Origin of the sequence: Rhizobium sp. AN6A (assembly GCF_900215635.1) — a bacterium.
Classification (GTDB): domain Bacteria; phylum Pseudomonadota; class Alphaproteobacteria; order Rhizobiales; family Rhizobiaceae; genus Agrobacterium; species Agrobacterium tumefaciens.
In genome coordinates this window covers 739,728-764,062 of record NZ_OCNC01000003.1, presented here as the reverse complement: position 1 = coordinate 764,062, position 24,335 = coordinate 739,728, and the positions used below count along the sequence as shown (strand labels likewise).

Here is a 24,335-nt window from a genome sequence, read left to right as displayed (position 1 = left end):
TGTCGTGCCGCCCTTTTAGAGGGCAGCCTTGACCTTTTGCGCGACGTCGGGAGAAACCCAGCCCGTCCACAGAGCCTCGTTTTCCTTCAGGAAGTGCTTTGCGCCATCTTCGCCGGTTGCCTGATTGTCGGTCATCCAGGCGATCAGCTTGTTAACGGTGTCGTTGGTCCAGGCACGTTTGTTCAGATAGTCCATGGCCGGGCCGGCGCGGTCGGCAAAGGTCTTGCTGACCAGCGTCTGCACGTCGTCAACCTGCCATGCATTGGGCTTCGGGTCCGCGCAATCGGCAACCGAGGTGCAGCGCTTCCATTCGGCAGAGTCATATTCCGTGCCGAAGCCGAGCTTCACCATCTCATATTTGCCGAGCAGCGAGGTCGGAGCCCAGTAATAGCCTACCCACGGCTGTTTCGCTTCGTAAGCCTTGGCGACCGAGCCGTCGAGACCTGCGGCAGAACCGGTGTCCACCAGGGTGAAGCCGGCCTTTTCACCACCAAAAGCCTTGAAGAGCTGGGCGGTGACGACGGTGCCGCCCCAGCCCTGCGGGCCGTTGAAGACGGCGCCTTTTGCCTTGTCTTCAGGCGAGGGGAAAAGCTCGGGATGTTTGAAGAGATCAGGAATGGTCTTGAGATCGGGGTTTGCATCGGCGACATATTTCGGGATCCACCATCCCTGCACAGCGCCGTCCGACAGGATCTTGGCGGCCGCCACGACCTTGCCGCCCTCAAGTCCCTGTTTGACGATTTCCGGCTGCAGGCTGACCCAGGCCTCCGGCGCGATATCAGGCTGGCCCTTTTCGGCCATGGAGGTCAATGTCGGTACGGTATCGCCTGTGACGATCTCAGCGCTGCAACCGTAACCCTTTTCCAGAATGATCTTGTCGAGATTGGCGGCGACTTCAGCGGATTGCCAGTTCATGCTGGCGATCGTGACGTTTCCACAGTCCGCAGCAAAGGCTGCACCGCCTGTAAGGGCGAAGCCGGCGGAAAGAATTGTGGCACCCAAAAGTATTTTCATTTTTGTTCCCTCTGGTCGCGGTGTGCGAAGACCCGGGCGCCGACGGCACCGCGACCGCCAGCACCCGCATTGAGCGTTAATAATTACTTTGTTGCCGTTCCGTTTGCGGCAGTTTTTGGCGTATTGAGGATGGCAATCGTCAATCAATCATCACGCTTGTGGGGTGCTTCTGCGAAATTTGCGGCGCGCGCATACCCCAGTCTTGCCGACCGCGCTTCTGAAAAGCCGGGAACAACAAGCAGAAGTTTCTGTTTTCTTGGACATTTATTCCGTTCTGTACTACGGAAAATTTCGTCTCTTTTTTGTGGTGATATTGAATGACCAATCTTCGTGCTGCCCCGGTATGGCCGATCGGTGGCGGTGAAACGGGTGAGCTTGTGCGCGGCTTCGACTGGTCGAAGACATCGCTCGGTCCGATTAGCGACTGGCCGCAGAATTTGAGGCAGAAGGCCAATTCCGTCGTCAACTCTCCCATTCCGCAGGTGCTGATGTGGGGTGCGGATCATGTGATGATCTACAATGACGGCTATGCGGAAATTGCCGGCAATTATCACCCGCAGGCGCTGGGCGGAACGGTGCCAGGTATCTGGCCCGAGATCTGGGACTGGAACAGCCGCATTCTGGAGGCTGGCTTTCGTGGCGAGGTCATGGCTTATCGCGACCAGCCGATGACGCTGATGCGGCACGGTCAGCCGGAAGAGGTGATCTTCGATCTGTTCTATACGCCGATCTACAATGATGGCGGCGCGGTGGACGGCGTCCTTTGCACGGTGCTTGAAAACACCGAAAAGGTGAAGGCCGTGGAGGCGCTGGAGCAGAGCCGCAAGGAGCTGAGCCGGCTTACCAATGCCCTGCCGATCCTGGTGGGATATGTCGATCGCGACTATGTCTATAAATTCGCCAATGACGGTTATCTGGAGTGGTTCGGGCGCAGCGCCGAGGAGGTGATCGGCCGCAGCGTTCCTGAAATTGTTGGAGACGCGTTCTTCAGTTCGCGCAGGGCCTATCTCGATCGTGCGCTCGGCGGCGAAAAGATCGTTTCGGATACGGTGATCAGCAGACCGGATGGCAGCAAGCGAGCCGCCGAAATCCGTTATGTTCCCCGCTATATCGCCGATGGCTCGGTTGACGGCATTTATGTGCTGATCATCGATATCGAGGACCGGAAACGTTCCGAGCACGAAATTGTGCTTAGCAATAACCGTTTCCGCGCCGCTGTTGATGCGGTCCACGGCGTGCTTTGGACCAACACCGCCGACGGCATGATGCTGGGTGAGCAGCCTGCGTGGGGTGCACTTACCGGGCAGAGCTTCGACGAGTATCAGGGGTTCGGCTGGGTCGAAGCGGTTCATCCCGAGGACAGGGACCATTCGCTGGAAAGCTGGACAAAAGCCGTTTCCGCGCGGGCGACCTATGTTTGGGAGCATCGCGTTCGCCGCCATGACGGCGTCTACCGCACATTTGCGATCCGTGGCGTTCCGATTTTCGACAAATCCGGTGACATTGCGGAATGGGTCGGTGTCCACACGGATATCACCGAACAGCGACTGGCCGAGAACACGCTTAAAGAACATGCCAGCAATCTGGAACGCGAAATTCGCCACCGCATAAGAGCGGAAGAGCAGCTTCGCCAACTGAATGAAGGGCTGGAAGCTCGGGTCGAGACGGAAATCGCCGAGCGCCGACAAACCGAAAGGGCGTTGCAGCAGGCGCAGAAAATGGAATCCATCGGCCAGTTGACCGGTGGCGTCGCGCATGATTTCAACAATCTTCTTCAGGTGATCGCGGGCAATCTGCAATTGCTGGCAAAGGACGTGATCGGCAACGAGCGTGCCGAACGGCGGCTGGAGAATGCGCTGGCCGGCGTTCATCGCGGTGCCAAGCTTGCAAGCCAGCTTCTGGCCTTTGGCCGCCGTCAGGCGCTGGAACCGCGCGTTATCAACATCTCCCGCTTCGTTACCGGCATGGACGATCTCCTTCGCCGTTCGCTTGGTGAGGCGATCGAGGTTGAGGTCATCACCTCCGGTGGCCTGTGGAACACCTATGCCGACCCCAACCAGGTGGAAAACGCTCTCCTTAATCTGGCGATCAATGCGCGTGATGCCATGGAAGGGCACGGCAAGCTGACGATCGAGGTCGGCAATGCGGTTCTCGATCGTGATTACGCCCGCAAGCATTCGGAAGTTTCGCCGGGGCAATATGTCATGCTGGCTGTTACCGATACCGGATCGGGCATGTCGCCGGACATTCTGGAAAAGGTATTCGAGCCGTTCTTTTCGACGAAACCGGAAGGCAAGGGCACCGGTCTCGGCCTTTCGATGGTCTACGGTTTTGCAAAACAGTCCAGCGGCCATGTCAACATCTATAGCGAGGTGGGGCAGGGCACGACGGTGAAGATGTATCTGCCACGTTCCGCCGCCGACGAGGACAGGGAAGTGGTGATGCCGACCGGCCCCGTCGAGGGTGGTACGGAAACGATCCTTGTGGTGGAGGATGACGAGGAGGTGCGCAGCACCGTCGTCGAGACACTGAGCGATCTCGGTTACCGCGTGCTCACTGCCCGCGATGCGCAGGCCGGTTTGACTGTGGTCGAAAGCGGCATTCCGATTGACGTCATCTTCACCGATGTGGTGATGCCGGGACCTTTGAAAAGCCGGGAAATGGCGCGCCGTGCGCAGGAACGGTTGCCTAATCTCGCCGTTCTCTTCACATCCGGTTATACCGAAAACTCCATCGTGCATGGCGGCAAGCTGGATGCCGGGGTGGAACTGCTCTCCAAACCTTACACGCGCGAAGCGCTGGCGCGGCGCATCCGCCATGTCATCGCCAATCGCAAGCAGGTTTCTCTCGCCAAGTCGAGGCCGGGATCATCACCGCGTCATTCCAAAACGCCCGAACCGGCGCAGGCTGTCGAAGACGAGACCAGATCGGTCTGCGTGCTTCTGGTCGAGGATGACGAGTTGATCCGGATGAATTCGACCGAGATGCTGACCGATAACGGCTTTGCCGTCGTCGAGGCCGGGAATGCGGTGCAGGCGCTGAAGGCGATCGAGACGGAAGAGATCGATGTTCTCGTTACCGACATCGGCCTGCCGGACATGAAGGGCGGCGAGCTGGCGGTTGAGGCCTTGCGCCGGAAACCGGGACTTGCCATCGTGTTTGCCACGGGAGACAGCCAACTGCCGAACGGGGCGCCGGAAACCGCTGTGCTTTTGACCAAGCCCTATGACGAACAGCAGATCGTCTCGGCTGTCGAACTGGCCCATACGGCAAAGACGATGGCGGGCGAATAGACCGCCCGCTATCCTGTCTCAATAACCGCGCGTCATATCGACTGTTTCCGGCAGCGTGCCTGTTTCACGCCATGTCCTGACATTGCCTGCCACGATTTTCGCTGAACTTTCCCGGCTTGTCGGCGCGGAAATATGCGGCAGGACGGTCACTTTCGGGTGCTGCCAGAATGCGGAAACGACAGGCAGCGGCTCCTGTTCGAAGACATCGAGAACCGCATGCGAAAGCTGGCCGGCATCAAGCGCCGCGATCAGATCGTCGGCGACGACGACGGCTCCGCGGGCGAAATTGATGAGTGCGGCTCCCTTTTTCATGGCGCCAAGACGGTCGGCATTCAGAAGGCCGCGCGTCGCATCGGTCAGTGGCACCAGACAGACGAGAATGTCGCTTTTTTCCAGCAAGTCCTGTAGGCCGTCATCGCCCGTCAGCGTTGCCACTCCCTCGATTGCCTTTGCCGAGCGGCTCCAGCCGGAAACGTTGAAGCCTGCATGAAGCAGGCGTTGCGCCGCAGCCGCGCCGAGCGCGCCAAGGCCGAGGAGGCCGACGGTGATCTCACCCGGATGCCGATAATCGAGTTCCTGCCAGAGGGCTTTCTGCTGGTTTTCGCGATAGGCCGGCATGTCGCGTTGCAGATAATAGGTCCATGCCAGCACGGCTTCCGCCATCACGCGTGAAAGCTCCGGGTCCTTCAGCCGCACGATCGGTGGCGCCTTGTCTCCCAGTTCCAGCACGAGCCGTTCGACACCTGCCCACAGGCTGTGAATCCACGCAAGACCCGGCAAGGCGGCAATGTCGGCTGGATCGGGATTGGCGACGATGGCGAAGTCCACCGCGCGTTTCTGCTCCCCGCTCAATTCGGAAAAGGAGAGGATTTCCTCTTCCGGCATGGCGTCGCGAAGCGCTTGCTTCCAGATGGCCTCCGCTTGCGCATTCATCCGCGAAACAAGGGCAATGGGTGATGGCATAAAACTGGTCCTGCTTGCTGGCGATTGGTTGGTCGCCATCAATGCGTAATTTTGCGGGCAACGCCATAGGCAGGGTGGCAAAATTTGAGCTGCAAAAAACAACGGCCCGGTTTGCACCGGGCCGCTACACCATTCAGGCGTTTTCCTTCACCGGCGGTTTGGCGTCGCCGTAATAGGCCGCGAATGTCTCGTGATAGTGCTCAGAACCACCGGGGCCTGCATAACGCTGCAATTCCGTCATATCGGTCTTGTTGAGCACGATACCCAACGTCTTGTTGGCAATCTGCGGTTCGTTGGCCATCAGGTTCTGCACCATCTGGATCGGCGTCTTGCCCCATTCCGTCACGAAGACGAAACCATCGACCTGCGGTGCAAAGGCTTTCGCGTCGATGACGGGAACGACGGGTGCAAGGTCGACAATGATGTAGTCGCAGGCCTCACGCGCCGATTCGATGAATTTACGCATGCCGGAGGAGGCAAGAAGCTCGCTTGAATGGGCAAACTGGTTGCTGGTAGAAACCGGCAGGATGCCCATTTTCGTGCGGGTATCGACCTTCACCGCCTGTGTCCACGGTATCTCGTCAAGCACGACCTCCACCAGACCGGCGGATTGCCGCGTTGTCAGCATGCGGCTGAGGCCGGGGTTGCGGATATCGGCATCCACCACAAGCGTGCGCTTGCCGGTGGAGGCGATCAGACCGGCGAGATTGAGCGCCACGACCGATTTACCCTCGTTCGGCAGGCACGAGATGACGCCGATTACCCGGCACTGGCGTTCCTGGATAACGACATCAGCCGTCAGCTTCACGTTGCGAAGCGTCTCGGCAAAGCTTGAGCGCGGGCTGTCGACGGCAAGGCGCAGCATTTTCTGGAACGAGACCTGACCGTTTTCGTCGAGGGTCGTGCTCTCGCTGCCAGGGGTAGCGGCAGCGGTGCCCGACTTTGCTGTTTCTGCACCCCTTTCCCCGATAAAGGGCAGGTAGCCCAGAAAACGCATGCGCAGATTGTCGCGCACATCGTTGCCGGTGTGGAAAAAGCGATCCCGGAACTCAAGAAGCGCTGCGATGCCGCCGCCCAGCATAAGGCCGAGAATGACGGAAAGCGCCATGGTCATGGTCTTTTTCGGGCTGGACGGAGCTGTCGGCAGACCCGCTTCAGAGATGATGCGGGCCTTGGCGATCGGCAGCGACTGCTTCTGGGATGCTTCTTCGAAGCGGCCGAGGTAGGACTGGTAGAGTGTGCGCAGCGCGGTTGCCCGCTGCTCCAGCTCACGCAATTGCACCATGGTGATATTGGCCTGCGAATTGCGGCCCGCCACGCGGTCGATATTGTCGCGAAGCGATTGCACACGGGAATTGGAGACGTCGTATTCGTTCTTCAGGCTGCCCGTGACCTGCTGCAGTTCCTGGAATATCTGCCTTGCAATCTCTTTCTTCTCGCTCTCCAGCGCTACCGCCTGAGGGTGGTCGCCGCCGAATTGCTGGACGACGCCCTGCAATCGGTCAGAGATTGTAATGTAGCGCTTGCGAAGGTCCTGAATGACCGAGTTATCGGCATCCCGTGCGGAAACGACTGCATTGTCAACAGCTGCATCCGGTCCCCGGTCGATGATGGACTTGTATTGGCCATAACGTGCAGCAGCCGTCGCGACATCCGCTTGCGCGGCAATCAGCTGGCCATTGAGATCGGCCAACTGGCCTTCCGACATCAGCTCGCCGCGCGAAGAAACGATATTATTGTCCGTCTTGAATTTTTCGACGGCAAGCTGGGCGGCCTGCGCACGCTGGTTCAGGTCGCTCATGCGCTCCTGCAGCCACACGGAAGCACGCTCGCTGGCGTCGAAATTGGCGTTCAGCTGTTCGGTCAGATAGGCCTGCGCATAGGTCTTGGCGATGAGCGCGGCAAGCTGCCGATCCGTCGAACGGGTGGAAATGGCGATGACCGAACTGCGGCCGACACGCTCCACGATCAGCGATTGTTGCAGCACGGCGGCTGCCTTTTCGCGGCGTCCGGCGCGGATTGCCGCTTCGGAGGCCGGCGGATCTCCGGGCAGGATGAGATCGACGATACCGCGCACGGAGGATTTCACGAGATCGACCGGCGACAGCGACGGATTGACGATGGTGTCGTTCTCGTCGAGCTTGGCCTTGTCGACCACGGTCAGCGCCATTTCCTTGGATTTCAGAATTTCCACGGCACTGGCGATACGGTTGTCGACGATCTGGGCGGCAGGCACCGGCGATTCCTCTTCCGCGTAACGGGAAAGGCTTTCATCCAGAAGCACCTGAGTCATCGCGGTGTAAACGGGGGTCGCAAGCACCAGATAAAGGCCGGCCAGAACCACAGCGGCGATGACCGAGGCGGCAATGACATTGGCGCGGCGCACCACGGCTGCCCAGAGGCGATCGAGGTCAATAAATGTGTCGGCATCCTTGCCGGGATCCGGAAAACCGATGCTGGATTTAAAGGTCTTGTGGTGCATGGACCTACCTTGTGAATTAAAAATGGTACGCGGGAAGCCGAGCAACGCTCGCCTTCCCGCCCCCCGTTATTGATGTGCCGACCGCCTCCCCGGCAGCACGATTAAAGTCAGGCCGCCTGAACGCGGCCTTCATGGTTTGCGACGAGTTCCTTGACGGAAGCGAGAACCTGCGCCTCCATGTCAGCACGCATCAGCGAGAAAGCGACATTGGCGGCGATGAAGCCCTGCTTGCTGCCGCAGTCGAATGTGCGACCGCTATACTTCTGCGCATGGAAGGCCTGCTTTTCAGCGAGCCGCTTCATGCCGTCAGTCAGCTGGATTTCGTTGCCCGCGCCACGCTCCTGTTTGGCGAGAATGTCGAAGATTTCCGGCTGCAGAATATAACGGCCGTTCAGGTAATAATTCGAAGGCGCCTTGGATGGTTCCGGCTTCTCGACCATTTCGGTGACCGCAAAGCCGTGATTGACCTTCTGGCCGACACCGACGACGCCATAGGATGACACTTCTTCCGGCAGGCATTCTTCAACACCGAGAATATTGCCGCCCACTTCGTCGTAGAGTTCCATCAACCCGGCAATGCAGCCGCGTGCGCCATAGGAAACCATATCAGGCAACAGCAGCGCGAAAGGCTCCTTGCCCACCAGTTCGCGCGCGCACCAAACCGCGTGGCCGAGGCCGAGCGGCACCTGCTGGCGCGTGTAGCTGACTGTGCCTGCGACTGGCAGCATCTTTTCAAGCTGCAGCACCTGCACCGTCTTGCCGGAGCGGGTGAGCGTGTTGATAAGCTCGGGCGCGCTGTCGAAATAGTCTTCGATGGCGGTCTTGTTGCGGCTGGTTACGAAAATAATGTGCTCGATGCCGGCCTGCATGGCCTCATCGACGGCATATTGCACGACCGGCCGGTCGACGATCGTGAGCATTTCCTTCGGCATCGCCTTGGTGGCGGGCAAAAACCGCGTGCCGTTGCCGGCTACGGGAATGACGGCTTTTCTGACAGTTTTGTTCAGGTCCATCGCGTTCTCCTTCATCAAGGTTTGATCTGTCCCCAGTCCGCTTGCAGATTTTTCGTACACAGATTTGTCCGCTCACAAATTTTAGGAAATCTGCCTTTTCACCCCAGTATTTGCTGCGGGCGCAAACATCGCGTTCCGCAACCTCTTCAGCCGCACGGCAATGGGCATTCTCAAATGGCCCAGTACGGCGGGATCCCTGATCGTTGTCTTCAGCGCGCCGATAATCGAGCGCCGCTTGATGTCTTCCACCAATGTCAGGAAGTTGCGGGCCAGTTGCAGGCTACGGCTTCTCGCCTGCTGCGCATCCATGGCGGCGGGCAACAGCGCGTAGTGGCTCAGAAACTCCTGGTCCGCCCGCATCATTCCTTCGACGTGGTGGATTTCAAGGACGCGCGAGATCGAACCTTCGCGAATATTATAGATGTAGCCCGGGTTCGGCTCGATGACGCAAAGGCCGCCGGCGGCAAGCGCCGAGGCAAGCAGGATGTAATCCTCGCCGATGCGGATATCCTCGCGAAAACGCAATCCCTCACTATTTAGGAAATCGCGCCGGAACATCGGCTTCATGTAGCCGAAGTTGAAGGTGGAGCGGAAAAGGATGTTGGAGGAAATGAAGTCCTCGAGAGTGAGGACGGGTCTTTCCTCCAGAAACTCTTCCGCGAACATCGTTTCCATCGGCCTGCCGTCCGTATAGGCGACATCGAGATTGTCGACAGCGATCACCGCATTGGCCGCGTCTGCCCGGCACATCATGCAGGCGGAACGGTCCGGGCGGATGACGTCGTCCGAATCGAGAACGGCGATAAAGCGTCCGGTTGCTGCGTCGATACCGGCATTGCGCGCGCCTCCCGGTCCGAGGTTCTGTTCAAGCGCAAGCAACCGGACACGCGGATCGTTGGCCGCAATGACCTCGACGAGTGGGATCGTCTCGTCGGCGGAGCGGTCGTCCACGACGATCACCTCAAGTGTCACGCCCTGCTGGTCGAGCGCACTTTGAATGGCGGCTTCGATCGTCTCGGCGGCATTATAGGCGGCAATGACGAAGCTGATATCGGGCTGAGGGTTAAGGTTCTCCATCAGGTTGCCTCCACCGCGCCGTATTGGCGGATTTCGCGCACTCCGAAGGCGCCGCTTACCGAGCCGAGATGCAAGACGCCGCGCAGGGCATAGCGGTTGCGGCGCACGGCGTTGAAACCGTTCAGCGCGGCAAAGACGGCGCAATAGAGAACTTTCGATCCTGCCTTCAGCACCTGCATCACGCGTCTTGCGCCGGGTTTCTTTTCCGCAAGCACACGGCCATGGGTCTGGCCGGAGCGGAAGCGACGTTTGGCAAGCCACATGAAACGGGCGCGGTTTTCCGGCACCGGCTCGGAGAGCACGGCCTTTCGCGCAAAGACGATGCGACCGCCCGAAGCATGGAGATGCGAGAAGAAATGCGTGTCCTCACCGCCGCTCTGGCCGAGCGCCAGCGCAAAACGCCGGTCCTTCACCGATGGGGCGTCCATCTTGAGAAGCGTGTTGCAGGTGTAGCCGGTGATGATCTCGCCATTGACCCAGACCGGTACGGTCGAGTGAAAATCGCCACGTTTCATCCAGCCCGGGGCATTTTCGCGGTAAACCGCCGTCACGGGGCCAAGAACGACGTCCGCGCCGGTCTCGTCTGCCTTTTCCAGAAGTGCTGCCAGCCAGTGCGGCGGGGCCGTCTCATCATCGTCGATAAAGGCCAGATAGTCCGCCCGGCATTCAGAGAGGCATGCGTTGCGGGCAATCGAAATATTCGATTTCGGGCAATGGACATAGGCGATCTCAAAAGGCGAAGTTTCGCGCAGCCGATCCACACTTGCCTTGGCACTCGGTTCCTCATCATTGTCTGCAACGATCAGGCGAACTGTCACGCCTTCAGGCACTTCCAGCTCGAAGAGTGACAGAAGTGTGGCGACCAGCGCCGGACGTCTGTAGGTACAGATGCCGATATCGACGGTCTTCGAATTGTGTGGTTCGGTGACGATGAGGTCGGTCATGAGACAGCCTTTTTTCCCCGGAATTTCAGGAGTTCCAGCCAGAAGCCGGTGGACCACGCGAGATGCATCACCATTGCGGAAAAGGCGGCGAGCGGGCCGTATGGGTTTTTCTGACCTATTGCCATCCACAAGCCATAACCCACACATGCGGCGATCCAGAGGCCGAGCGGAATAAGTGCTGCCCAATGCACAAGCGACAGCAGGGCAAGCACGAAGACCGGCAGGACAGCCAGCGGAATCATCTGGCGGATCTTCGGGATCGAACGATGTTTCAGCAGGTTCTTTGCCCGGCCACGGCCATAGGCGAGATATTGCCTGAACAGCGGCATGACGCTGGCGCGCGGATAATAGGTCATACGGGTCTTGTCGGTCATCCAGATGCGGAAACCGGATTTGCGCAGCCGGAAATCCAGTTCTGCATCCTCGTTGTGGCTGAAGCTTTCATCGTAGCCGCCGACCGCGTCGAAGGCGGCAATCCGCATCAGCGCGTGGTGGCCATGGTCGATCCAGTGTCCCTTGGCGCCTTCGCGGTGCTTGGAGCCGCCATTGCCGAGTTTGGAATTTTGCGCAATCGCCGTCGCCTTCTGGAACAGGCCGTGCCCGACCGTATCCATGGCGACCACGACGGAATCCGCGCCGGTGCGATCCGCGTCCTCGATCAGCCGCTGGCAATAATCATCCGGATAATCGCCATGGGCGTCGATGCGAATGAGGTAGTCGAAATCCTCGCCGAAAGTGGAAACGGCCAGGTTTATGCCGGCGCTCTGGATGCGCTTGGGATTGGGAAGGAGTGTAACGCGGTCATCCGTTGCGGCGAAGGCGGAAACGATGTCGCGCGTGCCGTCCGTGCTGCCGCCATCGGCAACAACGATGCGGAAAATACGTCCATCCATCGCGCCGGTGAATTTTCGCAGCAACGCCTCGATCGTCTTTGCCTCGTTGAGGCAGGGAATGACGATCAGAGTTCTGATGCCGGAATGACCAAGACCTTCCATGATTTGCCCCCTACGCACTACACGGGTGAAAACGCAGCTTCACGGGCATGGCCGGAAGCGGATTTTGTAAGAGAGGACAATTGCTGGACCAGCTGACGACAATCGTCGCGGTCGGTCAGCCATTGTTTCTTATCGAGTGCCGAGAGGGCGCCGAAGGAGTCCGTATACGCTTGTGGAGTCATAGTGTTGAAAAGAGCGGCCAGATCATCTGCGCCGGCATTTTGCAGAACAAAACCGATATTGCGCTTTTCGATGAAACGAGCCGTTTCCGTGCCGGCAAGTGCAATCGGCAGGGTGCCGTAAAGGCATCCCTCATAGAGCCGATTGGGCAGCAGCCAGCTTGAATTCTGGCCTTCCTCGAAGAAGTCGATCGCCCAGGTGAACTGCACTTCATTATAGATGGTGGCCAGATCTTCAGGGTTTTTGTAGGCGCCGTGGAAATGCACATGCGGCGCGGCAGCCACGAAACCATCGAAATCCGCAAATTCCGAATAGGCCGGCCGGCCGCGCAGGATGATTTCGACCTTGCCATCCATGCGCTTTGCAAAATCGGCGAGGATTTCGAGCGATTTGCGGCAGCGAAGCGCGCCGAACCAGCCGATTTTCCACGGCTCGCCGGGGGCAGGTGGGCACGGTTGTGGGGTGGCTGCTACAGCGGCATCAAGCGCCAGCACCTTGTTTTCCTGCAACAGCACGGGAAGGTTCAGGCCGGAAACGGGTTTGAAATAATGCTCGACGAAAGCCGGAGAACTCGTCACCAGCAGCTTGGCATCCCGGGCGAAATAGCGCTGGGCCGCATTGAGAAGCTGCCCCGGCTTGCCCTCGTTAAGAAGCAGGCGGTGAATGTCGAGACATTCGTAAACCAGTGCTGGCTGGCGGTCGTAAAGCGACATGGCCCGTTTTGCGAGAGCCAGCATTTCCAGGTTTCTGGCAAGAATGACGTCGGGCGTGGGGATGCCGCGTAATGTTTTGCCGAGCGAGAGGCTGGCTTTGGCGACGGCTGCCATGCGCTGAAGAAACTGCCCATCGGCGGTTTCTCCGAGAATGACCGGCACCACGCCCTCGATCTCTGCAAGCCGGTTCTGTCCGCGCCGGAAGCCCGCCAGCGTGACCCGCGAGCCGCCCGCAAGCAAGGTCAGCACCCGCCGGCGAATGGCGGGGTCCGACAGATCATGCGCGAGATAAAGAACATGGATCATGCATGGGTTCCGGTTGGTTTCATGCGTCAAGGACGCCGAGGCTCAGGTTTAAAAAGGCAATCAGTTAAGGGCGCAGGCGATGGATTCGGGAAACTGGCATTTGTCGCCGAGCGCCGTGAAGGCGAAGCGGTCAACAATCATCTGGGTCGCGCCGGAATAGGAAAAGGCACCCATCCAGTCCTTCAACGTGTCGGTTCCCCACAGGCTGAAGAAAATCTTCTGGGCATTCTGCGGAATCTTAGTCTCATCCGTGACTTCGTGGACGAGCTTGCCGTTGACGTAGTAACGCAGGCGCTGAGGCTCCCACACGAAGGCGTAATCGTTGAAGCCGGCATCAGCTCCTCCTTCCACCGGCACCAGTTTCTCATTGCCGCCCTTGGCGGAAATATACTGGTTCAGCTGCACCTTGCCCGTATTCTTGCCCAAAACCTCGAAGTCGATTTCATCATGGGGCTTTTTGTCGGTCGGGCCGATATAGGTGAAGAAGGCGGAGTTCAACCCGGAGCCGGTAGCGGCTTTCATCCTTGCTTCATAGGTGCCGTAGCGAAAACGCCCCTTGGTCTGGATCTCTCCGCAGGCGAAGTTGCGGTCGCCGGACTTTGCTTCCTCAAAACCAAGCGTCAGCTGGCCGTTTTCCACCGTCGCCAGTTTCTTCGACCAGGTGCAGTTTTGATGCGCACCGTTGTTCCAGCCGTCGGAGACGTACCAGAACGTCCGGTCCATCTGATCGAAATTCTCGATGAAGGATGCACCGTTGCCTTCTTGTGCCTGGCTCGGTGTCGTGAAGGGTGTCGCCAGCAGGGCGGCGGCGAGAAGAATGCGTGTCTGAGCGCGGGTGACAAATGTTGTCATTGGTTCACCTCTGTCGTTGCGAATAAAGTGTTCCGGCTTCCGGTCAGCACGGCATAGACGGCCGGCAGGTATTTGCGGGTCTGTGCATTGCTCACCACCAGAATGACAAAGGCGGACAGCGTGGCGATGACATAGAAGGCGGGGTAGAAATCGGGTCCGCCCTTGTTCCAGACCATCCACATGATGACGAGCAACGGATAGTGTGCGCAGAATATCCAGAAGCTGAGGCTTCCGGTTTCGGAAAGCCGCTTGCCAAGCCTGCTCCGGATCAAAAGCGCCGACGATGCCCAAAAACCGAGCGCCCCGAAAACAGCAAGCAAATTGCGCGACATGTTCAGCCAGAAGGTAAACTCCGGGCCGGTGAAATAGAGGCCGGTTGCCAGCATGGCCGCAGCGACAAAGGTCAGCGCCATGATCGGGAAGGCGTAGGGATCGAGTGCCTTGACATCGACGCGATGCAGCGCAAGCGCGATGCCCAGCGAAAAGCTGAACAGGATCGATTTCTTCTGGACGATGAAGATCGTCAGATCAGGCATGGCGGTTATGAAGAGCAGGATAGCGAGCGTCGGCAGCGCAAAGCGGCGCATGAGAAATGCAAGCACTGGCGACAGCAGGATGCAGACGAACAGGTCACGCAGGAAGTAAAGCGGCACGTTTACCGGCAGTTCTTCGAGCGCCGTTCCATGGCTGATGATTTCACGCGGGCTGGCGTTCCAGAGGTCCGGGAAATAACCCACACCAACGTCAAATAGCTGGATAAGCAAAATTGCGGCAAATAACGCGCCATTCCACAGCAGGAAGGGCAGCAGCACCGTTTTCGACTTCGAACGGATCGTCGCCGGATAATCGAACCCGCTCATGCCGCGACGAAACAGCAGATAGCCGGATATCGCGCTGAGACAGGGCACACCGATGCGAAACAGGGCGTCGCCCAGAAAAACACGCAGCCAGTCGAAGAAGCCGTAAAGGCCAAGAAAAGGGCTGGTTTCGGCATCGTGCGGCACATGGACGAACACGATTCCGGAGATCAGCAATATACGCATCAAATTGATACGGGAGGATAGGTTCTGATCGACAGTCACATCAGTCACCCCTATTGGGCGGCGTCCACCCACGCCGCGTTGCAACCAGAGCGAACTTAAGCCCGCACTCGTAAGTCTGGTTTCGACTTTAGGGTAAAATGTGGCGACGCGGGAAAAACACAAGCTTAGATATTGCGGGTGATTGTCTGGCGTTCCGGCATTCCGTGCGACTTTAAAAAATTAAGTAACTGAAAATATTTAATTTTTCCTAGATTTAAGTCGTCGCTAAAAATCGCCAGAGGAAGCGTTATTATCATCGTACGCGATATTGCATCGCAAAAAAATGGTTTTGCCATGCCGTCACGGAACACATATCCGTGACGGGTGAGACCTGTTAACGGCCGAAATGAGGCGCTTTCAGTGACGAGCCGCTAACCTTGGGTTGCGTTTTCACGCATTCGCCGCGATTTGACCATCCCGAGGATTTTTCCAAGCAGGGCGCGTTCGGTCAGCAAAATCAGCACCGCATAGATGATGCCGCCGACTGCGGCGCCAACGAGGACCTGAAGCGTTGCGCTGGGGATGCGTTCGGCAAAGATGTGAAGCAGGTAACGCACCGAAACGGCCATGACCAGCGCTGCAATCATCGGTCTGCTGCTGACATAGAGGCCGCTGAGAAAGGGTGTATCGCTTGCCTTGAACACGGCCCATGAGTAGGCAACCAGCGTCACCGCATTGACGATGCAGAGCCAAATCATCGCGTCGATCAGGCTGCCGTAGACGGCTGCAGCCCAGACGGCAACCGTGGTGACGATGGCGCGGATCGTGGCCGACCAGAACAGCACACGCCCATAGCCGGCACCCTTGAGATAGGGGATAAAGGTGCTGCATGGGGTCAGAATGGCTTTAGAGAGGGCAAGTAGACCGAGAACCGGCCAGGCATAAGCCCAGTTCTGCCCGAAAATCACCAGCATGGCCGGTTCGGCCACCGCCCAGAGGCCGAACATCATCGGCGCAAGCAGGACGGTCAGAACCTGCGTGCTGAACATCAAGGCATCACGCCGGCGCTGCGGATCGTCCATCATACGGCTGAAGGCGGGAAACAGCACGCCCATGACGGCCGACAGCACGACCTGATTGGGAATGCTGGCAAAACGGTTGGAGGCGGAATAGGCGCCCGCATCGGCAAGGCCGAGATGCCGGGCGATCACCACCATCGGCGACTGGAAGGTGACGAAATTGGCAATTTCCGATCCCATCAGGCCGGAGCTGAAGCCGAGAAGCGGCACCAGACGGCGCGGTTTCATGACGAAACGCGGGCAATAGCGGGAAACGGCATATAGCCCGACAAGCCTGATGAGTGCGGCGGCGAAAAGCTGGATGATGAGCGCCCAGACGCCGAAGCCGAGAAGCGCCATAACCACGGCGACAACCGCCGCGATGCTTTCAGACGCCATGCTCCACAGCGCGTCCTGGCTGAAGTTCATGCGCCGGGCTAGCAGTGAATAGGCGACATCACCCGCAAGTTGCAACGGAATGAGAAAGGCCATGATGCGCAGCAGATAGGCACTTTCCACCGCACCCAGAAGCCCGCCGAAGAACTCCGCGAAAATGTAGAGCGCGGCGGCCATGGTGCAGGAAATCGCCAGATTTGCCCAGAAAACGGTATGGATTGTATCCATATCCTCTTCTTTCTCGACGATCAGCGCCGAGGTCAGCCCCGCTCCGGCTATCATGGTCAGGAATTGTACAACCGTTAAGCCGACTGCAACCACACCAAATTCTTCCGGTGTCAGCAGTCGTGCAAGAATGGGAACGGTGACAAATTTAAGCCCGAATGTCCCTGTCTTAGACAAGACGCTCCAGCCGACATTCGTGGTGATGGTCTTTACATTTGGAGCTGGGGGCATACAAGCATCCTGTTTCTGGAGGCCGGCGGGGAGGAACGCCGGTGGGGAGTTGCCGATACCATCGGGGCCGCTTTTAGGATCGGGCCCGACACTTCTTGATCAACGCAAGGGGCGAAACAATGGCAAGATTTACTGTCGTCATTCCCTATTACCAAAAGCAGCACGGAATTCTTGGACGTGCGCTCGCATCGGTTTTTGCGCAGACTTACCAGGATTTCGATCTTGTCATCGTCGATGACGAATCGCCATATCCGATAGACAATGAGCTTGCAGAACTTTCGCAAGCGCAGAAAGAGCGGATTCTCGTCATTAAGCAGGCCAATGGCGGGCCTGGTGGTGCGCGCAATACCGGTCTCGACCACGTTCCTGCTGGCAGCGATTACGTCGCATTTCTTGACTCGGACGACATCTGGACGCCCGATCATCTCCAGAATGCGGCCTTCGCGCTGAAGACATTTGGCGGTGAGTGCTACTGGGCATCCATGCAGGCAAGTGACGAATTTTATTATCATTTCGCCATTTCCGAGCTGGAAAAGAACGACGGCGCCGCAAGGCTTTCCGAGCGGCCTCTGGTGATCGAGCTGCCGGATCTGGCGAGCGTGATGCTGCGCAACTGGAGCTTCCTGCATATCTCCTGCATGGTCATCGGCCGCCCGCTTTTTGAAAAGATACGCTTCGATCCGGCGCTCCGGCTTGCGGCGGAAGATGTGCTGTTTTTCTGCGATTCCATCCTCGCATCCAAGCGCACGCTTCTGTGTGACGATGCCGGTGCCATGCGCGGAATGGGCGTCAATATCTTCCACAGCATCGACAATACCTCGCCGGAATTCCTGCGCCAGCAGTTCAATACCTGGGTGGCGCTCGATACGCTGGAGGGGCGATTTTCGCGGCGGCCGGACGATGTGGCCTCGATCGCTTCCTATAAAAACACGGCGCGCAAACAGGCGCTCTGGAGCCAGGCGGGCAATCTGAAACGGCGCAAGGTGCCCGAATTCGGACTGCTGCTGAAGTGGGCGATGCGCGATCCGGCACTCCTGCGAGCGGCTTTTGAGCTCGGCGCAGGCAAAATAGTGCGGACAAGATGATCGAATTCTTGCCCGCAAGAATTTATATGTTTTTCACCCAGGAGTGACTTCATGAAACCTTACCACTGGGAATCGCATCACGGAAATTTTGGCGACGATCTCAATCTGTGGCTGTGGGACTTTCTGCTGCCCGGGCTGCGGGACGTGCATGACGATGTGATGCTCGTCGGTGTCGGCACGGTTCTCAACGATACATTGTTGCCCGCAAAGCAGCGCAAGCTTGTGATCGGCAGCGGTTATGGCTACGGCGCGGTGCCGGATACAAGCACCGGATTTTGGGACATTCGTTGCGTGCGCGGCGAAAAAACCGCATCCAAATTGGGACTTTCTCCCGAAAAGGGCATTGTCGATCCCGCCGTGATGGTGACCGAGATGCCGGAGTTCAAAGGTCTGCCGAAACTCTACAAGAAAACCTTCGTTCCCCATTGGGAATCGGCGGAGTTCGGCATGTGGGAAACGGTTTGCGAACCGGCCGGGCTCACCTATCTCGACCCACGCGGCGAGGCGATGTCGGTCATCCGCGCCATCGCCCAATCTGAATTCATCGTGGCCGAATCCATGCATGGCGCCATTCTTGCCGATGCGTTCCGCGTGCCATGGGTGGCGGTGAGCACGTCTCCCTCGATCAACAGTTTCAAGTGGAGCGATTGGGCAGGCACGGTCGGTGTGGAGTATCAGCCGCGTTACGTGCCCGTCTCCACTCGCGCCGAGGCGGCGAAAAAGGGGTCGCGTTTCTGGGGTATGAACTTCCCGCCGCCGCCAGCCCCCGTCATTGCCGAGGCTGGATCCGGTCCGGCGCATGAGGGCGATGTGCTGGTGCGGCCGCAGGCAAGCCAATCCCTGTCACTGCGCAAACTGGCCAAGCAAGTGCTGGCAGCACCTTCCACGCTGGCGCTCTGGCAGGCAAGCCGTGCCAAACCGCGTCTCAGCCCGGATGGCAGGCTGGAGGAACGCAAGGAGCGTTTTTCCGCTGTTCTGGAAACGGTCAAACGCGATTATCTCTGAAGGCGGGTTGCCTCAGCAACTCCGGACACCGTCACCCCGGCCTGGGTCCGGGGTCCAGCCCGATCAAGTCCTTGATCGCAAAAGACTCTCTTCATGGCGCAGACGCGCCATGACTTGATGCCGGATCTAGTCCGGCATGACGAATGAGAGAATATCGAACTTGCCATCATCCTCGCGACTGGACGTTCTCCCTCAGGAAACCGGCGTGCCGTCCAGCAGATAACGAATATCCCGAACCGGCGCCGGTTTGCGGAAACGGGCGGTCTTGTCGGTCCAGATGCCGCGCGTGATGGCCGGCAGGGCAGGCAGGCGCGCAAGAGCGTGGCTCAACGCGCCGCCCATCCCTTTTTGCTTTTTCGCATCGAGAAAATGACGAAGCTCGAATTTCGCGCGGATGTGTTTTTCGTGCTCGAGCAGGATCGCCGTCTCACTGGCCGAAAGCTTGCAACTGGTGAGAATGTCCTTGTCCGCCTCGTATAAACGGCGAAGATCTTCCGTGCTGTGACGGCCGCTTAACGAATTGCCGCGGACAATCGCGCCGTAACCGCAATGACGGATGACCTTGTAACGGGCACCGGCGGCAAGCGCGCGGGTATAAAGTTCGTAGTCTTCGCCGAGACGCAGGCGCTCGTCGTAACGCAACGCATGTTTGTCCAGAAAGGCGCGGCGGATCACCGGTTTCAGAAAGCCGGTTTCCCCGCGTTCCACGCCGGGTCTGGAAATATTGCCTTCCACGAACTCCGTCAGCGATAGAAACCGGGCGTGCGGTTCGAACCGGGCCGGCTGCATGGACGACGCGCCCGGAACCGATTGCTGGATGAAGGCGATATTGTCGGCCACCAGATCCCAGTCGTCGTCTTCCAGCATGGCGGCAAAACGGCCTCTGAAAAAAAAGTCGTCCGCATCGAGAATGCTGATGAGCGGTGCGGATGAAATCGCGATCGCATGGTTGCGGGCGGCCGAAGGGCCGCGATTGACGTCGAATCGCACGACCCGCAAACGGCCGGTACCGTCATCCGCCGCATGCGCGACGTCGCTGGTCGTATCGGTGGAGCCATCGTCAATCACCATGACCTCGGCGACCTCCGGCTCAACAAGGGCGGAGCGGATGGCGATATCTATCGTATCAGATGCATTTTTCGCAGCGATGATGACGCAAATGGGCTGTGAACCGCTCACCATGTGTTGTCCTTCTGCTGTGACGAACCGTCAGGATTTGGTCAGCAGAAAGTGTCAGGGGTGTGGATGCAAGTGATTTTTTTGCGGCGCAATAAAAGAATGTGCGCGAGAGGTCACATATCGGTCAGTTTCGCGCCATGTGGCGGGGCGCTGCTTACCGTGTCCGGCGTCATAATCTCTGTGCTGCGATCAAGCGCGAAGGTTTCGCGCATCCGGCGTTTTTCCCTGGCGACCAGAACCAGAAGTGCAATAAAATAACCGGTTTGCAGAATGACGGCGCAGATGAGGGTCTGGATGAATGCCGTATAGAACGACCCATGGATGAAATATGTAGCGACCGCAAAGGCAAGCAATGCACCAATCATGCTGAAAAATACACGAGGTGCATACATGGTGCTCTCCTCCCGAGAACGATTTCTCCGTTTTTGGCTGCGCTGCGGCATTTTTTTTCTTTGCAAGAATATACGATGAGACCGGTGTTGTTTCAACACACATATACTTCTTCTATCTCCCACGGCATGAAATTTCGGTAATCTTGATTGGTAAATTCCTTGGTAATCGGCGATTTGCCCGAATCGTTGTCCTCCGGCACCGCAGATTCTTGCGTCTGACAGGCTGCAGAACCCGCCTCTGCAAGGCGTTAGCGGCCTTCTCTCCCACGTAGCAGACTTCGTTAACCATCCAGCCTTTAAAAAGTCGGTATTGATTCCTCGAAGAGCAAGGTGCCCGCGTGACGACGAATTCGGAAGTAATCGCCTTTCCGGCAAAGAACCGTATTGCCAATGTAAAACGGTGCGCAACCATGCTCGACCGGCTGCATGGTGTGGAGGCGAATGATTTCTGGCGCAGGGAGTGCCGTGAACTGGCCGCCTATCTGACGGGCCTCGGCTATGAGGACGCCGCCATGCGGCGCGAGGTCATGGAGTTTCAAAATGCGGTGCAGGCGGAGTTGTGGGCGGGGGATGCCACGCCCGAGGCGCGCCGCGACAGCCATTGAGGCTTTAAACGTTTCCCATAAAAAAGCCGGCAGGTGTCGCACCGCCGGCTTTTTTGTTCGTATCTGTTTTTGATCAGGATGCGCCGGCACCGCGCGTGCGGGCAATGCCGTCGAGCGCGGGCTTATATTTCGGATCAAGCCGTGCCGCATGCGAATAGGACTTCGCGGCTTTCGCCATCTCGCCGCGGCGTTCATAGACCAGTGCCTGGTTGGCCCATGATTCTGCGACGTTGCCATCAAGCGAAATGGCGTGGTTGAAATCGGCGAAAGCGTTTTCGTCGTCGTTCAGCGCGACATAGGAAAGGCCGCGGCCGTTATAGGGTTCCGGCGAGGTTGAGGACAGCGAGATGGCCTTGGAGAAGTCTTCGATGGCCTGGGCATGCTGGTTGCGCAGCTGGTAGATCAGGCCACGATTGTGCCATGCGCGGCCATCGGTGGTTTCGAGTTCGATGGCGCGGGAGAAGTCGTTGAAAGCTTCGTTGACGCGGCCGGACTGGCGGTAAAGATTGCCACGGCCGATCAGGGCTACGTCATAGCTCGCATTGATCTGTAAAGCGGCGTTGTAATCCTGCAAGGCCTGCTGCTGCTGGCCGGAATTGCGATACACGAGCGCGCGGTTGGCATAGGCCTGATAAAAGCGCGGGTTCAGTTGCAGCGCCTTGTTGAAATCCTCGATGGCGCGGCGCGAATCGCCGGCGCGGCCGTAAGCCGAGCCACGGACGTTATAGCCTTCCGGATCCTGCGGATTGGCGTTGATGACAGAGGTGAGCGAGGCAATGTTTTCCTGCGAGCCCTGGGCACGGTCGATCCTGAAGACATCGTCAGTCTGGTTTGACGTAGCGCAGCCGGAAAGACCGGCAAGGACGGTACAGACGACAAGGGAAACACGGAATCTCTTGTTGTTTTTCAGGAGCACCCGGCGCGTGGAGGCATCGGAGTTTTTCACAACACAGGCATCAACAGCGGTCATTCGGTGGGGGTTCCCTCGCAGGCCGGTCTCAAGATCATTCTCCGGCCACAAACACAAAGAGCGGCGGCGAATTGATCGCCCCCGCCCAACAAGCATTCAAAAACGTCCAAAAGACGGCCTATTAACGGCCTGCGCGCGGAGCTGCAACCAGACCTTCGCGCTGTGCGCGCTTGCGTGCCAGCTTGCGAACGCGACGAACAGCTTCAGCCTTTTCGCGGGCGCGCTTCTGGGAAGGCTTTTCGTAATAATCGCGCATTTTCATTTCACGGAAAATGCCTTCGCGCTGCATCTTTTTCTTGAGAGCGCGAAGCGCCTGATCAACGTTATTGTCGCGGACTAGTACCTGCACGTGAAACCCGTTCCTTTTGTTTGGTTGTCTTGCTGTGAGAATAAAGGCATTCGCACGCAAATAAAATCGTTCGTTCGGCCGTCGAGCCTAGCGATTGGTGACGTGCAATATCAGAACATTTGCAGCAAGTCCATACGGTACCGCATATTCAACAGCCAAAATCCAGCTATCCCGGCATTCTGCCTGCAATGTCGAAACAAAAGCATTGCGGCGTCGCAAAATGGATATTGCCTCGGATGCCGATTTGCCATGTGTATAATATGTGCCGGAGCTATGCTTTCGGCTTCTGGCCGGTTCTTGAGGAGCAGACTGCGAATGCGCAAATATTCCGTTTTTGCCGTGGCGCGCGAGGCGTTGCGGGGTCATAAGGGGTGGGATGCGCAATGGGCGTCGCCCGAGCCGCGCAAGGAATATGACGTCATCATCATCGGTGGCGGCGGCCACGGTCTTGGGGCCGCCTATTATCTTGCCAAGGAACACGGCATTACCAATATAGCGGTGCTGGAAAAGGGCTGGCTCGGCGGCGGCAATACCGGCCGCAACACCACCATCATCCGCTCCAATTATCTCTATGAAGAGAGCATGGATATTTATGAGCATTCCCTGAAATTGTGGGAAGGCCTGAGCCAGGATCTCAATTACAACGTCATGTATTCGGCGCGCGGCGTCATGATGCTGTCGCACAATATTCACGACCAGCAGTCCTTCAAGCGCCATATCAATGCCAACCGTCTCTATGGCATCGACAATGAATGGCTGACGCCGGAACAGGCCAAGGCCTATTGCTCGCCGCTCGAGATTTCCGGCAATGCGCGTTATCCGATCAACGGTGCTGCCCTCCAGCGGCGCGGCGGCACGGCGCGTCACGATGCGGTGGCCTGGGGATATGCGCGTGCGGCTTCCGATCGCGGCGTGCACATCATCCAGAATTGCGAAGTCACGGCCATTCGCCGTGGACCTGATGGCGCGGTCACGGGCGTCGAGACCAATCGCGGTTTCATTGGCGCAAAGAAAATCGGCGTTTCCGCCGCCGGCCACTCCTCCGTTCTGATGAAAATGGCGGATGTGCGTGTGCCTCTGCATTCCAACCCGTTGCAGGCGCTCGTATCAGAGCCGCTGAAGCCGATCTTCCCCTGTGTCGTCATGTCCAATACGGTGCATGCCTATATTTCCCAGTCGGACAAGGGCGAGCTGGTCATCGGTGCTGGCACCGACCAGTATAATTCCTACTCCCAGACCGGTGGCCTGCAGATCATCACGCATACGCTTGACGCCATCTGCGAGCTGTTCCCGATTTTCCGCCGCGTCAAGATGATGCGCCAATGGGGCGGCATCACCGACAACACACCCGATCGCTCCGCCATTCAGAGCGTGACGCCTGTACCAAATCTCTTTGTCAATTGCGGCTGGGGCACAGGCGGTTTCAAGGCGACACCGGGCTCGGCCAATCTGTTTGCGCATCTCATCGCGCGCGGCGAACCGCACCGTCTGGCGGCGGGGCTGACGCTCGATCGTTTCCGCACCGGACGCCTCATCGACGAGGCCGCTGCCGCCGCCGTGGCGCACTGATGCTGGCGGCGGTTATGCTTTCGGCAAACATGGGTGTTGCGGCGGCGGTCGTGCCGGCGGGCAATCTCATCCCCGAGATGGGGGATTTTCGTAGCCAGAAAATTCAGAGAATGCAGGGTGAACGCGACTGGCCTTTCGTGGCTGAAAAAGGCCTTTTGCTCTGCGCGCCGAGTCTCGCGGACAAGCTGGTCTATTTCGTCGGCGAGAAGGAAAATGGTGCGCAGGACGAGCCCTTCGCGATCGACACCGACATGATGGCGGTTGCCATCATCAATATGGGTCGGGCCTCGGCGCTGAAACCATTCGATAATTTCGAGCAGCTCTTGAAGCGGCTTTCCCCCTTCGTTGCGATGGGAAAGCGGCTGTGTGACCAACCCGCCGGAAGCGTCCTTCCGGAAAGTTCTCTTTGAAGGTGGA

General features: G+C 58.3%; 21 protein-coding genes. 6 read left to right on the top strand and 15 right to left on the bottom strand.

Features of this window, described 5'->3' with window-relative positions:
- Positions 1-15: 15 nt before the first annotated feature.
- Positions 16-1,014: an ABC transporter substrate-binding protein gene (locus CRO62_RS07400; RefSeq protein WP_004431723.1), complete on the bottom strand. Its 999-nt coding sequence runs from the start codon at positions 1,012-1,014 to the stop codon at positions 16-18.
- 317 nt (positions 1,015-1,331) lie between these two features.
- Here CRO62_RS07400 and CRO62_RS07395 point away from each other — a divergent pair, with 317 nt between their 5' ends.
- Positions 1,332-4,307, top strand: a complete 2,976-nt coding sequence (locus CRO62_RS07395) for a PAS domain-containing protein (RefSeq protein WP_097099738.1) — start codon at positions 1,332-1,334, stop codon at positions 4,305-4,307.
- A gap of 18 nt (positions 4,308-4,325) precedes the next feature.
- On the opposite strand, the gene CRO62_RS07390 is transcribed toward CRO62_RS07395, so the two are convergent.
- The 10 genes from CRO62_RS07390 to CRO62_RS07345 form a co-directional block, all read right to left on the bottom strand.
- Complete coding sequence (locus tag CRO62_RS07390; RefSeq protein WP_097100419.1) at positions 4,326-5,270, bottom strand: 2-hydroxyacid dehydrogenase; 945 nt, start codon at positions 5,268-5,270, stop codon at positions 4,326-4,328.
- Positions 5,271-5,403: 133 nt separating this feature from the next.
- On the bottom strand, positions 5,404-7,752 hold the full coding sequence (locus tag CRO62_RS07385; RefSeq protein WP_179783968.1) for a polysaccharide biosynthesis tyrosine autokinase: 2,349 nt from the start codon (positions 7,750-7,752) through the stop codon (positions 5,404-5,406).
- Between the two features lie 107 nt (positions 7,753-7,859).
- Complete coding sequence (locus CRO62_RS07380; protein WP_097099736.1) at positions 7,860-8,765, bottom strand: UTP--glucose-1-phosphate uridylyltransferase; 906 nt, start codon at positions 8,763-8,765, stop codon at positions 7,860-7,862.
- A gap of 81 nt (positions 8,766-8,846) precedes the next feature.
- Positions 8,847-9,842, bottom strand: coding sequence for a glycosyltransferase family 2 protein (locus CRO62_RS07375; protein WP_097099735.1), 996 nt, complete (start codon positions 9,840-9,842; stop codon positions 8,847-8,849).
- On the bottom strand, positions 9,842-10,786 hold the full coding sequence (locus CRO62_RS07370) for a glycosyltransferase family 2 protein (RefSeq protein ID WP_097099734.1): 945 nt from the start codon (positions 10,784-10,786) through the stop codon (positions 9,842-9,844). Before CRO62_RS07370 ends, CRO62_RS07375 begins: the two co-directional genes overlap by 1 nt.
- Complete coding sequence (locus CRO62_RS07365; RefSeq protein WP_097099733.1) at positions 10,783-11,781, bottom strand: glycosyltransferase family 2 protein; 999 nt, start codon at positions 11,779-11,781, stop codon at positions 10,783-10,785. The genes CRO62_RS07370 and CRO62_RS07365 overlap by 4 nt, the downstream gene beginning before the upstream one ends.
- 17 nt (positions 11,782-11,798) lie before the next feature.
- Positions 11,799-12,980: a glycosyl transferase family 1 gene (locus tag CRO62_RS07360; RefSeq protein ID WP_097099732.1), complete on the bottom strand. Its 1,182-nt coding sequence runs from the start codon at positions 12,978-12,980 to the stop codon at positions 11,799-11,801.
- Between the two features lie 60 nt (positions 12,981-13,040).
- Positions 13,041-13,832, bottom strand: a complete 792-nt coding sequence (locus tag CRO62_RS07355; RefSeq protein ID WP_097099731.1) for a family 16 glycosylhydrolase — start codon at positions 13,830-13,832, stop codon at positions 13,041-13,043.
- Positions 13,829-14,914, bottom strand: coding sequence for an acyltransferase family protein (locus CRO62_RS07350; protein WP_323455480.1), 1,086 nt, complete (start codon positions 14,912-14,914; stop codon positions 13,829-13,831). Before CRO62_RS07350 ends, CRO62_RS07355 begins: the two co-directional genes overlap by 4 nt.
- A 371-nt stretch (positions 14,915-15,285) precedes the next feature.
- Entirely contained in the window at positions 15,286-16,764 is a 1,479-nt protein-coding gene (locus tag CRO62_RS07345) for a lipopolysaccharide biosynthesis protein (protein ID WP_097099729.1), read from the bottom strand.
- 119 nt (positions 16,765-16,883) lie between these two features.
- On the opposite strand from CRO62_RS07345, the gene CRO62_RS07340 reads away from it, so the two are divergent.
- Complete coding sequence (locus CRO62_RS07340) at positions 16,884-17,849, top strand: glycosyltransferase family 2 protein (protein ID WP_097099728.1); 966 nt, start codon at positions 16,884-16,886, stop codon at positions 17,847-17,849.
- Between the two features lie 51 nt (positions 17,850-17,900).
- Entirely contained in the window at positions 17,901-18,854 is a 954-nt protein-coding gene (locus tag CRO62_RS07335) for a polysaccharide pyruvyl transferase family protein (RefSeq protein WP_097099727.1), read from the top strand.
- Between the two features lie 192 nt (positions 18,855-19,046).
- On the opposite strand, the gene CRO62_RS07330 is transcribed toward CRO62_RS07335, so the two are convergent.
- Entirely contained in the window at positions 19,047-20,036 is a 990-nt protein-coding gene (locus CRO62_RS07330) for a glycosyltransferase family 2 protein (protein ID WP_097099726.1), read from the bottom strand.
- Positions 20,037-20,146: 110 nt separating this feature from the next.
- Positions 20,147-20,425, bottom strand: coding sequence for an exopolysaccharide production repressor protein (locus tag CRO62_RS07325; RefSeq protein ID WP_097099725.1), 279 nt, complete (start codon positions 20,423-20,425; stop codon positions 20,147-20,149).
- Between the two features lie 338 nt (positions 20,426-20,763).
- On the opposite strand from CRO62_RS07325, the gene CRO62_RS07320 reads away from it, so the two are divergent.
- Entirely contained in the window at positions 20,764-21,030 is a 267-nt protein-coding gene (locus CRO62_RS07320; RefSeq protein WP_004431768.1) for a DUF6074 family protein, read from the top strand.
- A 73-nt stretch (positions 21,031-21,103) separates the two neighbouring features.
- Here the strand turns inward: CRO62_RS07320 and CRO62_RS07315 are convergent, their stop codons facing one another.
- Together CRO62_RS07315 and rpsU are read right to left on the bottom strand one after the other, a co-directional pair.
- A complete protein-coding gene (locus CRO62_RS07315; RefSeq protein ID WP_004431770.1) occupies positions 21,104-22,000 on the bottom strand; it encodes a tetratricopeptide repeat protein in 897 nt (298 codons plus the stop codon).
- 121 nt (positions 22,001-22,121) lie between these two features.
- Positions 22,122-22,349 (bottom strand): 30S ribosomal protein S21, encoded by a 228-nt coding sequence (gene rpsU, locus CRO62_RS07310; RefSeq protein WP_003498359.1) that lies wholly within the window; start codon positions 22,347-22,349, stop codon positions 22,122-22,124.
- A gap of 315 nt (positions 22,350-22,664) precedes the next feature.
- Here rpsU and CRO62_RS07300 point away from each other — a divergent pair, with 315 nt between their 5' ends.
- Positions 22,665-23,918: a sarcosine oxidase subunit beta family protein gene (locus CRO62_RS07300; RefSeq protein WP_097099724.1), complete on the top strand. Its 1,254-nt coding sequence runs from the start codon at positions 22,665-22,667 to the stop codon at positions 23,916-23,918.
- Positions 23,918-24,328, top strand: coding sequence for a hypothetical protein (locus CRO62_RS07295; protein WP_179784473.1), 411 nt, complete (start codon positions 23,918-23,920; stop codon positions 24,326-24,328). The genes CRO62_RS07300 and CRO62_RS07295 overlap by 1 nt, the downstream gene beginning before the upstream one ends.
- Positions 24,329-24,335: the final 7 nt, after the last annotated feature.